This is a genomic window from Mesorhizobium sp. WSM4817, from assembly GCF_055811135.1.
This window is the reverse complement of the sequence record NZ_JBVVQQ010000003.1, coordinates 431,159-445,612: the sequence shown is the minus strand read 5'-3', so window position 1 is coordinate 445,612 and position 14,454 is coordinate 431,159. Positions and strand designations below refer to the sequence as shown.

13 protein-coding genes and 1 pseudogene are annotated in these 14,454 nt (G+C 62.2%); 8 read left to right on the top strand and 6 right to left on the bottom strand.

All coding sequences use genetic code 11. The features are described 5' to 3' along the window. Positions 1-3: 3 nt before the first annotated feature. From AC0L2K_RS06960 to AC0L2K_RS06940, 5 genes and pseudogenes are all read right to left on the bottom strand, one after another. Positions 4-444, bottom strand: a complete 441-nt coding sequence (locus AC0L2K_RS06960) for a CBS domain-containing protein (protein WP_023800391.1) — start codon at positions 442-444, stop codon at positions 4-6. Positions 445-483: 39 nt separating this feature from the next. Continuing rightward, entirely contained in the window at positions 484-1,050 is a 567-nt protein-coding gene (locus AC0L2K_RS06955; RefSeq protein ID WP_473530958.1) for an NADH-quinone oxidoreductase subunit I, read from the bottom strand. A gap of 23 nt (positions 1,051-1,073) precedes the next feature. Next, the gene (gene nuoH, locus AC0L2K_RS06950; RefSeq protein WP_023800393.1) at positions 1,074-2,060 is read right to left on the bottom strand and encodes an NADH-quinone oxidoreductase subunit NuoH; all 987 of its coding nucleotides are present in this window, start codon (positions 2,058-2,060) and stop codon (positions 1,074-1,076) included. A gap of 1,091 nt (positions 2,061-3,151) precedes the next feature. Beyond that, the gene (locus AC0L2K_RS06945; protein WP_473530957.1) at positions 3,152-3,751 is read right to left on the bottom strand and encodes an NADPH-dependent F420 reductase; all 600 of its coding nucleotides are present in this window, start codon (positions 3,749-3,751) and stop codon (positions 3,152-3,154) included. 202 nt (positions 3,752-3,953) lie between these two features. Next, positions 3,954-4,687, bottom strand: a pseudogene (locus AC0L2K_RS06940) (SDR family NAD(P)-dependent oxidoreductase). A gap of 293 nt (positions 4,688-4,980) precedes the next feature. On the opposite strand from AC0L2K_RS06940, the gene AC0L2K_RS06935 reads away from it, so the two are divergent. Further along, a complete protein-coding gene (locus AC0L2K_RS06935) occupies positions 4,981-5,877 on the top strand; it encodes a LysR family transcriptional regulator (RefSeq protein WP_473530956.1) in 897 nt (298 codons plus the stop codon). Positions 5,878-6,024: 147 nt separating this feature from the next. On the opposite strand, the gene AC0L2K_RS06930 is transcribed toward AC0L2K_RS06935, so the two are convergent. Next, positions 6,025-7,440, bottom strand: a complete 1,416-nt coding sequence (locus tag AC0L2K_RS06930) for an ROK family transcriptional regulator (protein WP_128171824.1) — start codon at positions 7,438-7,440, stop codon at positions 6,025-6,027. Between the two features lie 10 nt (positions 7,441-7,450). Here AC0L2K_RS06930 and AC0L2K_RS06925 point away from each other — a divergent pair, with 10 nt between their 5' ends. The 7 genes from AC0L2K_RS06925 to AC0L2K_RS06895 are packed head-to-tail and all read left to right on the top strand — an operon-like array spanning position 7,451 to position 14,272. After that, positions 7,451-8,629, top strand: coding sequence for an ABC transporter substrate-binding protein (locus tag AC0L2K_RS06925; protein WP_473530955.1), 1,179 nt, complete (start codon positions 7,451-7,453; stop codon positions 8,627-8,629). A gap of 60 nt (positions 8,630-8,689) precedes the next feature. Next, a complete protein-coding gene (locus AC0L2K_RS06920; RefSeq protein ID WP_473530954.1) occupies positions 8,690-9,625 on the top strand; it encodes a carbohydrate ABC transporter permease in 936 nt (311 codons plus the stop codon). Continuing rightward, complete coding sequence (locus tag AC0L2K_RS06915) at positions 9,618-10,520, top strand: carbohydrate ABC transporter permease (RefSeq protein ID WP_473530953.1); 903 nt, start codon at positions 9,618-9,620, stop codon at positions 10,518-10,520. Before AC0L2K_RS06920 ends, AC0L2K_RS06915 begins: the two co-directional genes overlap by 8 nt. A gap of 25 nt (positions 10,521-10,545) precedes the next feature. Then, positions 10,546-11,643: an ABC transporter ATP-binding protein gene (locus AC0L2K_RS06910; RefSeq protein ID WP_473530952.1), complete on the top strand. Its 1,098-nt coding sequence runs from the start codon at positions 10,546-10,548 to the stop codon at positions 11,641-11,643. 4 nt (positions 11,644-11,647) lie between these two features. Beyond that, complete coding sequence (locus AC0L2K_RS06905) at positions 11,648-12,421, top strand: SDR family NAD(P)-dependent oxidoreductase (RefSeq protein ID WP_473530951.1); 774 nt, start codon at positions 11,648-11,650, stop codon at positions 12,419-12,421. A 40-nt stretch (positions 12,422-12,461) separates the two neighbouring features. After that, positions 12,462-13,463 (top strand): sugar phosphate isomerase/epimerase family protein, encoded by a 1,002-nt coding sequence (locus AC0L2K_RS06900; protein ID WP_473530950.1) that lies wholly within the window; start codon positions 12,462-12,464, stop codon positions 13,461-13,463. Beyond that, positions 13,460-14,272, top strand: coding sequence for an SDR family NAD(P)-dependent oxidoreductase (locus AC0L2K_RS06895; RefSeq protein ID WP_473530949.1), 813 nt, complete (start codon positions 13,460-13,462; stop codon positions 14,270-14,272). The genes AC0L2K_RS06900 and AC0L2K_RS06895 overlap by 4 nt, the downstream gene beginning before the upstream one ends. The last annotated feature ends 182 nt before the right edge of the window (positions 14,273-14,454 follow it).

The window sequence follows — 14,454 nt, the reverse complement described above, 5'->3', positions numbered from 1 at the left end:
TCCTCAGTGATAAGGGGTGCCGGCAATGTAATCGCTCAACGCTTGCTCGGTACGGAGCAATTCGTCGAGCCGGTGCTTGACCACGTCGCCGATGCTCACCACGCCGACAGAAGCGTCGCCATCCATGACCAACACATGGCGCGTGCGTCGGTCGGTCATGAGCGACATCACAAAGGGCAGCAAATCCTGTGTCGAACAGGTCACCACACTGCGGTTCATGATGTCGGCGACCCGCATTGTGGGCGCCTCGATTCCGTATTCAGCCACCGCATAGCAGCAGTCCCGCTCCGACAGCGTGCCCAGGCATTCCCCGGGCGAACGGCTGACGACCACGAATCCGATGTTGTTGTCCCGAAACAGCCGCAGGACTTCTACGACCGTCTGATCTGGTGTGACCGAGATGAGCTCGGGAGATTTGGTCTTCAAGATTTGGCGGACAAGCATCTGAGCCTCCTGTGCTCCGGCTTGACGGCTGCCGCGCGTTCACGTTCGGCGGATATTCCGCCACCAGTTGTATCCCTGAGGCTCGCTCGTCTCGACCAGCACCTCCTGTTCGGTGTTCAGGCGCGCGGCGACGACGCCGCCGCCGGTCGTCGCCTTGCCCGGTTTGCCGAGCAGGTCGTCGCGCCCGACCACCAGGTCACGCGAGGAAAAACTCGAGAATTCGTACTGTTGGCCAAGCGCGATCGCGTCGGCCGGGCAGGCGTCCTCGCACAGCCCGCAGAACAGGCAGCGGGCCATGTCGATCTCGAATTTAGCTGGATGCCGGTTGCCCTTCTCGTCCTCGTAGGGAATGACTTCGATACAGTCGCAGGGACAAATCCGCGCGCAGAGTTCGCAGGCCACGCACTTGATCTCGCCCTCTTCGTCGCGCGTCAGGAAGTGATGCCCGCGGTAACGCGAATAGGGCAACCATTTTTCCTTGTCAGGATACTGCATGGTCACGGATCTGGAGAACATGTAGCCGAAGGTCAGCGCCAAGGCGCCCGCTAGATCGGCGAAGAATGCCCAGCCGATCCATGTTCCACTTATGTGCAGTGCGCGCGACATCGCCGCCTCGCTTGGGGTGGCCCTCAAAGGAAAGCAACACCTGTTACTATTATGTTCGCCAGTGACAGTGGAAGCAAGACTTTCCAGCCGATCGCCATCAGTTGGTCGTATCGATAGCGCGGGAAGGTGAAGCGGAACCACATAAACACATAGAGAAAGAACGCGACCTTGAGCGCGAACCAGAGGAGCGGCGGCAACGGGATCAGCACGCCGTTCCAGCCGCCGAAGAACAGGATGACCGACAGGACCGACACCAGCAGCATGACGGCGTATTCGCTGACCATGAAGAACGCAAAGCGGATGCCGCTGTATTCGGTATGGAACCCGGCCCCCAGATCGCCTTCCGCCTCCGCCAGGTCGAACGGAATGCGCTGAGCTTCGGCCAGCCCGGCGACGAAGAATACGAAAAATCCGACCGGTTGGTAGACGATGTTCCAGACATCGGCCTGTGCCCGCACGATATCGAGCAGGCTCATGGATTGCGCCAGCATGACCACGCCGATGACCGCGAACCCCATGGGGATCTCGTAGCTGATCATCTGCGCGCAGGTTCTGAGGCTGCCGAGGACCGCGTATTTGCTGTTCGCGGCCCAGCCGCCGAAGATGACGCCATAGACCTCGATCCCGATCACCGCGAAGACGAAAAGGAGGGCCACATTCATGTTGGAGACGTAGAGTGTGATCTCGTGACCGAGGACCGAGATGCTTTCGCCGAAGGGGATCGCGACGAACACCACAAAGGGCGGGGCGAGCGCCAGGATTGGCGCCAGTTTGAACAGGAAGCGGTCGGCTTCGGCCGGGATGTGGTCCTCTTTGGTCAAGAGCTTGATGCCGTCCGCCACCGGCTGCAGCAGCCCGTGCCACCCCACGCGCATCGGCCCCATCCGCTGCTGGATGTGCCCGGCGATCTTGCGTTCCACCCAGGTCAGCGGCAAAGGCAGCAGCAGCAGGATCGCAATCAGCAACGCGACCTTGAAGGCGATCAGGCCAAGGGCGACGACAAGTTCCATAATCCGCGGCTACTTGTTCATCGGGTTGAGAGTTACGATACTGAGCACTGCGCTTGTCCGGCTTCGCGGAAACGGCAGTCTGCCGGCGGCGACGCAACTTGTGCAATGGTATCACAGTCTTACCGTTGCTGGCCATGGTGTGTGTGTCGCTTGGCGCTCAAACGGGCCCGCACATCGAGCAATGGCACGCAATGACGGGACCAGACGGCCCCAGCGCCTAATACTGAACGCCTCCACAAACAGCCCCCTTTTTACCGTTCAACAACGGCATTCGGCACGAGACACATTCCTAAGGGCCAGAACGCAGGGCACTGAACCGCTTAATCGGTGCAGGTGACGCTCCCCCACTAAAGGGCAATCCGAACGAGTTGCCGCCCGCCCGGCCAAAAAAGAGACCGACAACGCAGACGAGAAATGGGGAAATCTCGGCAGCGTCATCGGTCCAACGGACCAAAGGCGAGGAGGGTTTGGTGCATTGTCAATGCTATCGGTCATTTCCTGACTGACGACCCGCTTCCTCAGCCGCGATGGGACGCGCGACAGCCCATCGATCCGTCAGAGCACAAAACCCGGTTGGCAAGCAGCACGATCCCGAGCTAACGATCTAACAGGCTTCCCTACAGCAGAGGCCAACAGAAAGATGGTATCTCAGGACACTGCACGGCCGTGCGGCGATCGGCGGTGTTTCGGATACTGCGAGGTGCTCCGTCGCAGATTTGGATTTAAGCCATTTTGTGACGGTATTGTTGACGGTATTCGAAGGAACGCCAATTAGAATTCTATTGCATAATCAATAAGCTATAAGGGCAGTAGACAATCGAGTGGGAGTGAGGAGTACCGTGGAGTAGTATCGGATGGCGGAGGACACTCGAGCGAATCCTAGGCCATCGATAGCAGTCGACAGATTCTAGGCGACCCGCAGATCTGCCGCTCTGTCGGGCGTCTCCCCGCTCTTCGAACGGCGCCCATACGCCGTCAGATCCACCCCAACCTTCGCGACTTTGTGGCCTTCAAATATTCGGTCGCGCGCTGCTCGAAGAAGTTAGCGCCCGCGACCAGTTCTCGGCGCCGATCACACGGTCGTAGATCGATTACTGCTCCTTCTTGAACAAATCCTGGAAGATCAGCTTGCCCCAAATGCGGCCGCGTGCGTGCACCAGCGCGCCGCCCTCGCTGAGCTTTCCCAGCTTGACGGGCGCGAACCCGAGTTGTTTGGCCAAGGCCGCCACGGGAGCGATCGCATCCTCGTCGTCGCTCGACAGAAAGACGACCCGGTGGCCGCCCTCGACGATCGGATCGGCAGCCAGGGTGGCCGCAATCAGGTGATTGAACCCTTTGACGAACTTGGTGCCGGTGAACGCCTTCGCAACGAAGGCCGAGGACGGGAGACCGTTCAGCTCTTCAGGGACTGGAAACACGTTCGTCGCGTCGATGACTGTCTTGCCTTCCCAACTCGGCAGGGCCTTCGCAACCTCGCGGTGCGCCCCGAACGGGACCGCCAGGATGATTATGTCGGTCTCGAGTGCTTCCCGCAGCGACTTGGCGACGACCGTGGGTCCGGTCGCCCGAGCCTGCGGTGCCAACGCCTCGGGCGGACGGCGGCTCGCGACGGTCACGTCGATGTTTTTACGGGCAAAGGCGCGGGCGAGGGCCTGGCCTATCTTACCAAATCCTACAATCGCGTAGCTCATAATGCTTCTCCGATCCGTATTGGTATTGATTCCCAGACCTTCCACGGCGCTGGGTTATCCGTTCTGCTGTGTGGCGACCTTTGTGTAGAAACTCCGTCGTGAACGACTTCCGCGCGGCCGGGCCGACCATCAGCACGGAAGTCGTTCCACCATGGACATGCTAGTCCCGCCGATCAGCCACCTCCGGAGATCCGGCGCGAATTCAGATGGCCGAGAAGCCGCCGTCGACAGACAACTCCAACCCATTCACGAAGCTCGAATCGTTTGAAGCAAGAAACAGCGCGACTGCCGCAATTTCCTCAGGACGCCCCATCTTTCCCGCGGGATCAGGGATTCGAACATCTGCTTCGCCTCCTCGGTGAGAACTTGGTCCTGCATGGGTGTGGCGATCGGCCCCGGGTGCAGCACGTTCACCCGGATATTCCTGCCCTTGAGTTCGTTGAGCCACCCGCGTGCGAACGCGTGCAGCGCCGCCTTGCTCGCCGCATACACGCTGTAACCAGGAAAGCCTTTGATCGAAGCAACTGACCCGGTCATGAAGATCGACCCGCCATCGTTGAACAGCGGCAACGCCTTCTGGACCGTAAACAGCGTGCCGCGCGTATTCAGGCCGAAGGTCGCATCGAAATGCTGCTCGGTAATCTCGCCCAGTGGGACGGCTTCGCCCGTGCCGGCGCTCGCGTACAGGACGTCGATCTTGCCCTTTTCTCGCTTGACCGTGTCGAACAGACGGTCGAGATCGTCGAGATTGGACGCGTCGCTGCGCACGCCGGTCACGTTCCGGCCGATCAGCTTGACGGCCTCATCGAGCGCCTCGTGCCTCCGGCCCGTGATGAAAACGTAGGCGCCTTCTTCAACGAACCGCTTGGCGCTCGCCAGCGCCATGCCGCTCGATCCACCCGTGATGACTGCAACCTTACCCTCAAGCTTTCCCATGACTTCTCCTTTCAGGCTCCGCCTTTGATCGCTCGGGGAGGTCCCCGAGAGCCTCGAGATAGGTCTGCCGACGTCAGGCTTTGAGTGCGGAAGCGCGCAGATCGGTGGTGCGAAATCTATCCGGCTGGACGACTGACGCCAGCCGCGACGATCGGTGTCAGCCGTCCGGAAATGGGCCGCGCTTGTCGGCATAGGCAGTGATCACCCGCCCGTGCTATCCCACAATCGAGAGGATGTTCGATAGTGTTGGACTCGGGCTTTCGAAGGCAAACCCCGCGGTGCAGGATTGCACCATGATCGACTGGGATGACGTTCGCTACTTTCTTGCCGTCGCGCGCGGAGGCTCGGTGCGGGCTGCCGCCGAGCGCCTCGGAGTGAACCACTCGACCGTGCTGCGACGCATAGCCCAACTCGAGGAACGCCTCGGGGTGCACATGTTCGAAAAGCTGCCTTCGGGCTACCGCCTGACGGCAGCAGGCGAGGAGGTCCTCGAGTTCGCGGACCAGATGGAAGCGTCGTCGCACCTGCTGGAGACGCGCGTCTTCGGGCGCGACCAGAGCGCGCGCGGGCTTCTGCGGGTGACGCTGCCACCGTTCCTCGCAACACACCTGCTCATGCCGGACTTCGCCGATTTCGCGCGTCTGCATCCTGACATCGAGATGGAAATCTTGTCGTCCGGCGAGGTGGCAAATGTGACCAACCGAGAGGCGGACGTCGCGATCCGCATCGTCTCCGACCGCAAGACCCTGCCGCTCAATCTTCACGGCCTGATGGGACCGGAGCTGTTCGGCGGCGTCTACATGTCCTGCGATCGACTAGCCGAGTGGCGTGCGGGCGCGCCTGATCCCATCCGGTGGATCGTCGTAAACATTCATGGCATCCGAACCTGGGCCCACGAGGGTGAGGTTCGTACCACAGGGGTTCCGTTCAGGACCCCGGACGCCGAGGCGCAGATCGTTGCAGCACGGCAAGGGATCGGGATCACGAGACTGCCGTGTTTCGTCGGAGATGCCGACCCCCTGCTGGCGAGGGTGCCGGGCACCGACCCGCACATATACGGAACGCTCTGGCTTCTCACACAGGGGGAGACACGCAAGACGAAGCGCGTGCGGCTCTTCACCGAGTTCGTATCCCGCAGGCTCGCCGCGTACGCTCCGCTTCTCGCAGGGCTATCCGTATCGCGAGACTGACGCTCGGCAGGTCGCCGGCGACGCTTGCCGTAATCCGGTCGGAAGCCGAGCTGCGATCGCTTGAAGCGGCGTCGTTCAATCCGCGAATGTTGCGCGCACATCGCGCCCGTCGTCCTGTTCCTCGCGAGCGCTCGGCGCAAAGTCAAATCATTGCAGCCGGCTGTTGTGGCGCAGCACCAGGCCGACCGCGCCGAGCAAGGCATCGTTCTGCGTGTGCTTGCCAACGATTATCCGCGTGCGCAGTGCGGGCGCGATATCGCGGGACTTGATGAGAGTGTGGCGTTCATATGACGCGATCAGCGGTGCCAGGAGAATATCGCCTGCCAAAGCCATGCGGCCACCGATGATGATGAGCGGCGGATTGATCACCGAGCCGATCAGACCAAGACCGCGGCCGGCGAAGTCCGCGGTGTCCTCGATCATCCGCAGCGCGCCGACGTCGCCCTGTTCAGCCATCATGATCACCTCGTCCATCGTCACCGGCCGTCGCACGATGCGCGAAATCTGCTCGAGCGGCCGGGCAAAACTCGCATAAAGCTCCAGGCATCCGCGATTGCCGCACCGGCAAAGATCGCCGCCTGGATCGATGCTGATATGCCCGAATTCGCCGGCGCCGCCGGCGATGCCGGTCACCAGCCGGCCATGCTGAACAATGGCCCCGCCGACACCGAGATCGATCTTGAACAGCACGAAATCGTCTTGGCCGACGGCCGCGCCCCACATCAGCTCGGCAATGGCCGAGCAGTTGCTCTCGTTATCGGCGAAAATCGGCTGTTCGAGAACCGGCCCGAACACATCGCGGATGTTGACCCCAGCCCAGGTCGGAACAATACTCGCACGCTGCACCACGCCTTCGCGGCTGACAGGGCCCGAGACGGAAACCCCAACCCCCAGGAGCCCCGCCGTCGGCAGACCGTTCTCTTCGTAGCATTGGGCAATTGCTGACTTGGCGAGCTCGGCCGCCTGTTGTGGCTGGTAGTCCAGGCCCATGGCGATAGTTTGTTCGGCGATGACAGAATGCGACACGTCGGCGATGAGGCACCGCATCTCATCGAGGCCCAGGTGGATTCCGACACAGGTGCCCGCAGCGGGATTGAGCGTCAAGGTCGCGGCAGGCCTGCCAATGCCCCTGGCGCCGTTATGGTGGGCCGAGGATTCGATCACCATTCCGGACTTTCTCAAGCCATTGAGCGCGGTTGAAACTGTCGACCGCGCCAAACCGGTGATGTGCGCGATTTGCGAGGCAGAAAGCACGCCGCGCTCCCGCAGGCACCGCACGATCAGGCTCTCCGGTGATGCGGAGGGCTTGTCGATCAGCCAATTTCTAAGCGAAGGTTTGTTCATGATGAGCACAAAGGACGTTGACTGATAGCTCAAATATGTCATCTTGGAAAGAACGGAGATACTGCATCTCCCTCTGCGACGAACTCGAATTGCGTCCACAAGCGGTCGATACGAACCGCAAATCACATATGGGAGTGAAACGATGGAATACCTGAGGACGGCCGTTGCGGCCGCTACGGCGTACAGCCTTGTTGCGGGAGCTGCGCTCGCAGAGCCCAAGACCAACCTGTTGCATCAATGGGCGACCGGATCGGACGCCCAGGCCATTGCCAAGCTCGGCGAGATGTTCACCGCCAAGGGTGGCACCTGGCAGCAGACCTCCATCGCAGGCCACACGGCCAACACGCTGGCGAAACTGCGCGCCGACGTGATCGCCGGCAACGCACCGCCAGCGGTGCAGCTCAAGGGACCCGAGATCGCCGAATGGAACGAGACCGGCATGACAGCCAATCTCGACGAACTGGCGACAGCGGAAAGTTGGGAGAAGGTCGTCGCTCCCGAATTGCTGCCGGTGATGAAGCCGACCGGCAGCTGGGTGGCGGCGCCGATGAATATCCATCGCATCAACTGGTTGTGGGCATCGCCGAAGGTCATGCAGGAAGCAGGCGTCGCCGAGGTGCCGAAGACCTGGGCGGACTTCAACGCCGCCTGCGACAAGGTCGTGGCATCGGGCAAAATCTGCATCTCGCACTCGACCGCCGACTGGACCGATTCGACGGTGTTCGAGGTGGTGGTCTACGGCATGGATCTCGATCTCTTCAAGAAGGCCTTCGTCGAGGGTGACGTCGAGGCGATGCGCAGCGACGGCATGGTCAAGGCCTTCGAACAGTTCCGCACCATGACGACGAAATATATGGACCCCGGCATGAACGGGCGCGACTGGGATAGCATGTCGCATCTGGTCGGCCGCGGCGAGGCCGCCTTCCACATCATGGGCGACTGGACGCTCGGCCTGCTCACGGCCGGCGGCTTCAAGCAGGGCACCGACTATGTCTGCGCCCAGGCGCCGACTGATTGGGGCAAGCCGGGCTTCATCCTGAATTCCGACTCGGTGGTGTTCTTCCAACAGAAGGATCCGGACTACGTCGAGGGGCAGAAACTGCTCGCCAGCACCATCCTGTCGCCCGAGTTCCAGACGATTTTCAATCAGACCAAGGGCTCGATCCCGGCCCGTCTCGACGTCGACCTTTCGAACGGCTTCAATCCCTGCCAGCAGCTTTCCCAGAAGGACCTGCAGGCGTCGATCGATGGCGGCACGCTTGTCCGTTCGATGGCGCACAACATGACGATCCCGCAGAAGGTGCGCGGCGCGATCATGGATACCGTCACCGAATTCGTGGCGACGCCGGACATGACCGCGCAGGACGCAGCCAGCGCGATGGCCGAAGCGGCCGAAGCGCAGATGTGAAGACGCTGCCGATGATTGGCCCGGCGCGACGCGACCGGCCTGACTTCGCCGGAGCAGCCGATGTCCACGCATGACCTGACTGTACCGGTTGCGGCTCCCGCAACCCCGTGGCGGCAGCGCCTGGGCACCATGGTGCCCATTCTGGTGCTGGCGCCGTCGCTTGTGGCGAGTTTCGTCTACGTCTTCGTCTTCACGCTCTGGACGCTCTATCTCTCGCTCTCCAGTTCGTCGCTGATGCCGACCTATGGCTTCGCCGGCCTGGACAATTACGCTTCGCTCTGGGCGAACCGGCGCTGGAACATCGCCTACACCAACCTCTTCCTGTTCAGCGGCTTCTATATCGTCGGCTCGATGGCCATCGGACTGCTTCTGGCGATCCTTATCGACCAGCGTGTTCGCGGCGAGGCGGTCTGGCGCACGATCTTCCTCTATCCGCTGGCAGTCTCCTTCATCGTCACCGGCACGGTCTGGAGCTGGCTCTATAATCCCGTCGACGGCATCCAGGCCTTCGTGCGGGGGCTCGGCTGGACCGACTTCAGCTTCGCCCTGACGGCCAACCGCAACACCGCAATCTATGCTGTGATCATTACCGGTATCTGGCAGTCGTCCGGCTTCGCAATGGCGCTTTTCCTGGCTGGCCTGCGATCGGTCGATCCGGATCTCATCAAAGCAGCGCAGATCGACGGCGCGTCGGTTTCGCGGACCTACCGGAAGGTCATCCTGCCGACGATCGCCCCGATTTTTCTGGCGGTGGCGGTCATCCAGATCCAGTTCGCCATCAAGACCTTCGACCTGGTGGCGGCGTTGACGCGGGGCGGGCCAGGTGTGTCCACCACCTTCCCGGCGATCTATGTCTACGACCTGATGTTCCAGCGCGGGCAGATCGGCGAGGGTGCCGCCGCCGCGATGATGATGCTCGCGGCCCTCGCGGTCGTGCTGGTGCCCTATTCCTTGTGGATCGTCTGGCGCAGGCGGGCGGAGGGCCGCAATGGCTGAAATTGCCGCCGACGCCCGGCATGATCCCGAAGCGGCCGCGGCTACGCGGCGATATTTCTGGAGCCGCTTCCTTGTCTATGCGGTGCTGATGCTTTTCGCCGTCATCTACCTTGCCCCGCTGCTGGTCGTCGTCTTCAACTCGTTGCGGGAGCAGTCCGACATTGCCCGCAACGGCCTCATCTCGCTGCCGCGCAGCTTCCGCCTCGACGCGTGGGCACAGGCTTGGGGCACTTATTGCGTCAGCGGCACCTGCGAAGGCATGAAGCGCAATTTCTTCAATTCGCTCTGGATGACGATCCCCGCAACGCTCATTTCCACGCTCCTCGGCGCCATGAACGGCTATGTGCTGTCGAAATGGCGTTTCAAGGGCTCGGAAATTCTGTTCAATCTGATGCTGCTCGGCGTCTTCATGCCCGGCCAGATCTCGCTGATGCCGTGGGCGTTCCTGCTCGGCAAACTCGGCCTGACCAATTCGACCTACGGGCTGGTGTTGATTCATGTCGTCCAGGGCATCTCGTTCACCACCCTGTTCTGCCGCAACTTCTACGTCAGCATACCCGACGATCTTATCAAGGCAGCACGCATCGACGGCGCCGGCTTCTGGCGGATTTTTCGCAAGATCATCCTGCCCCTGTCGCCGCCGATTTTGATTGTCACCGTCATCTGGCAATTCACCGGTATCTGGAACGAGTATCTGTTCGGCGTCGTCTTCACCTCGGGCCAGCAGCAGCCGATTACGGCGGCATTGGTCGCGCTCACTGCCGGCGGCACGACTGCCCGTGCTTACGATGTGATGAGCGCAGCCGTGCTGATCGGCGCGCTGCCGCCGCTGCTGATCTACCTGTTCGGTGGAAAATACTTCGTGCGCGGCCTGACACAAGGCGCCATCAAGTGAGGCGCCATCAAATGAGGCATCGCCTATGTCCGCGCTGATGATCCGCGACCTTCACAAGAGCTATGGCGGGCTCGAGATTCTGGCCGGCATCAATCTCGAGGCGCGAACCGGAGAGTTCGTCGCCCTGGTCGGCCCGTCGGGCTGCGGCAAATCAACCTTGCTCACCATGATCGCCGGCCTGGAGACCGTCACCTCGGGCGAGATCTGGATCGGCGACCGGCTGGTGAACTCCGTGCAGCCCAAGGACCGCGACATAGCGATGGTGTTCCAGTCCTACGCCCTCTATCCGACCATGACGGTGCGCCAGAACATCACCTTCGGCATGGAAAGCCGGGGCGTGCCCAAAGCAGAGCAGGCGGAAGCCGTAAAGCGGGTTGCCGCACTCCTGCAGATCGAGCAGCTGCTCAACCGCAAGCCCGGGCAATTGTCGGGTGGGCAGCGGCAGCGCGTTGCGATGGGACGCGCCCTGGTACGCGACCCAAAACTGTTTCTGTTCGACGAGCCGCTGTCCAATCTCGACGCCAAGCTGCGCGTCGACATGCGCACCGAAATCAAAAAGCTGCACCATCGCGTCGGCAAGACGACGGTGTACGTCACCCACGATCAGGTCGAGGCGATGACGCTCGCGTCCCGCATTGCGGTGATGAACCAGGGCTCGGTGCAGCAGTTCGACACGCCGAAGCGGATCTATGACCGGCCGACCAACATGTTCGTGGCCGGTTTCATGGGATCGCCGGCCATGAATTTCATTCCCGCCCGGCTTACCGGCTCAACCAGCATCGCAGTGCGCGCCGCTGACGGCGGCGACGCTACTCTTGCCCTTGCCGCGCCGCTGCCTGTCGGTGCGCCAAAGGATGTGGTGCTCGGTGTTCGGCCCGAACACATCTACCGTTTCACGGCGGACCTGAAGTCGCGCAAACCTGCTGTCGAGTCCATGCAGGCGCCGGTCGAACTGGTGGAGCCGACCGGCGCCGAGACACTTGCCGTCCTCAGGCTAGGCGACCTGGAGATCACCGGCCGTTTCGAGCCGGATGACGCTCCCGTCATGGGCGAGACGATAACGTTCGGCATCGACATGTCGCGCGCCTGTCTGTTCGATCCAGCAACCAGGGCGCTTCTGTGATCTGATGTCCGTGCAATTCGCGACTTACCCGAGCTTGACCGATCGCGTCGTGCTGATCTCCGGCGGCGCCTCCGGGATCGGCGCCGATATGGTTCGCGCTTTCGTTGCGAATGGCGCCCGCGTATGCTTTCTCGATGTGCAGGATGGACCCGCGGAGGCGCTGGTCCGTGAACTCAGCGGTGCCGGCAGGCGAACTCCCCTGTACCTCCATTGCGATGTGACCGACGTTGATGCGCTGCAGGCATCGGTAGAAGACGTGCGCGCTAAGCTCGGTCCGGTCGCCGTTCTGGTAAACAACGCTGCCGATGATCAGCGCCATCCCGTTGACGCGGTGACGTCAGAATATTGGGACCGCAGCTTCGACGTCAATCTCCGGCATCACTTCTTCGCCGCGCAGGCGGTGCATCCGCATATGAAGGAACTCGGCTTCGGCTCGATCATAAACTTCTCTTCCATCGCCTGGCGTTTCGGCGCGGACCAGATGGTGGCCTATGCCACCGCCAAGGGTGCCGTTGTGGCGCTGACGCGCGCACTGGCGCGGTCGTTTGGATCCGACAACATCCGCGTCAATGCAGTCGAACCCGGCGCCGTCATCACCGAGCGGCAGCGCCAGCTGTGGTTCAAGACCCAGGACGCAATCGACCAAACGGTGCAGCGGCAACTCATCCGCCGCGTCCTGCTGGGCGAGGAGATCGCGCGGACCGTGCTCTTCCTTGCCGCCGATGACAGCCGCATGATCACCAAGCAGTCCATCGCAGTCGATGCCGGTCTGCGCTGATGCGATCGCTTCCAAATCCTTCAACGGAACTGCCAAGCTGATGTTTCGTCTCGGCCTCAACCCATACGGACTGACCTACACTCTCGGCCTGCAGGGACGCGGTACGCCGCGGCACAATCCGGACGGGACCGGGCTGGAAGGCTTCATGGCGCTTGCGCAGGAACTGGGCGCACGCACGCTCGAGATCTACGAACCGTGGTTGACCGACTTGCCGGACCCCGAAATCGTCGACCTACGCAAGCGTCTGATCGCGCTCGACATCGTCCCGGTGGTCAGTGGCGGACTTCTGGTGGCCGGTCCGTTGGACAGCGCGTTTCGGGCGGCGCGCCTGCTCGAGGCGACAACGATCCGTATCGCACTGACCCCCGTCCTGTGCGGCGACCGCAACCTGTGGGGCCCGAAATGGAGCGAGTTCGACGCGACGATCCGCGCTGCCTTGACGGAATGGGGGCCGCGTGCGGCGGCTGAGGGCCGGATGCTCGGCATCGAAAACCATCAGGACTTCGGCAGCGACGAACTGGTCGCGTTCTGCGAACTCGGTGGGCCGGGCGTCGGCATCACCTACGACACCGGCAACACCTTCCCTGTCGGCGAGGCGCCGCTTGCCTTCACGCGGCGCATCGCACCGCACGTCCGCCATGTCCACCTCAAGGACTATCGCGTGCAGTTCACCGATGAGGGCTATCGTCTGGTCCGCTGCGCGATCGGCGACGGCGCCGTGCCCTTCGCCGGACTGGCAGCCATCCTCGCCGAGCATCACGACACGCTGACCGCGGTGCTCGAGCCGGGCGCGCTGGAAGCCCGCCACGTTCGCTGTCTCAGCGACGACTGGTGGAACGGGTATGCGCCGAAGACTGCGCGCGAGTTCGCCGCCTGCCTGAGTGCTGCGCGCGTAAACCGCCTTGCTGACGACGCCGACTACCGGACGCCGTGGGAGCGCGACGATGACGGCGCGCTGGTTTCGTATGAGCTCGACATGATCCGGCGCAGCGCCGCCAACATGAAGAAGTTCGATTTCATTGCAATGGAGAAATCAGCATGACTGCCCGAGAACTCAGCGGCCTGACCGCCTTGGTGACCGGCTCGGGACGCGGCCTTGGTCGCGTCATGGCCGACCGCCTGGCCGAACTTGGCGCAAACGTCGCCATCCACGATCTCGACTGGACCCGGCCGTCGCAATATGGCGAATTCGCAGACCTCGGCGAATCCGCCAGTGGTCTGGAAAAGCGTGGGACACGGGTAACCGCGGTTACGGGCAACATCGGTGACAGGCAAGCCGTTGCCGAAATGAAGAGGAAGATCGAGGCGGAACTCGGCGATGTGCATGTTCTGGTCAACTGCGCCGGCGGCGACATCGGCGCCAAGGGGGTAAAGCCCAGTCCCAACAACGCGCTCGACATCGACTATGAAGACATCAAGGTGCTGACCGAGAACAATCTCATCGGCACGATGCTGGTCTGCCAGGCGTTCATTCCGCCTATGGTCAAGCGCGGCTCAGGCTCGGTGATCAACATTGCCTCGGCGGCAGCGCATATCGGATGCTCGCCGGAGGTGGTCTACTCCACGCTTAAGGCGGCCGTCGTGCATTATACGCGTTGCCTCGCCAAGGAACTGATCGACGATGGCGTGCGCATCAATGCGGTGAGCCCCGGCGCCACCAAGACGGCACGGTTCCAGGCGAGCCGCGTCGTCGATCCGGAGCGCATGGATTCGAGCAAGAAATCGCTGAACCGCTATGCCGAGCCTGAAGAGATCGCCGAAGCGGTGGCCTTCCTCGCCGGTCCGCGCGCGCGTTTCATCAACGGGCAGGTCATTCGCGTCGATGGCGGCTTCACCATCTTCCCAGGTTGAATCGCGGCCGGCACGCGAACTGTCGGGCTGAGCGCACCCCAATGAGCAGGGCCGCGACGGCCCATTTGCCGACCTTACTTCGTTGATGAGTTGCGACGTGCTCGCAGAGCTCGGGAATCGACGGTGACGTTTCGGCAACACGTCAATTCTCTTGGCGACACGGTGACGTTACAGCCCGCCTA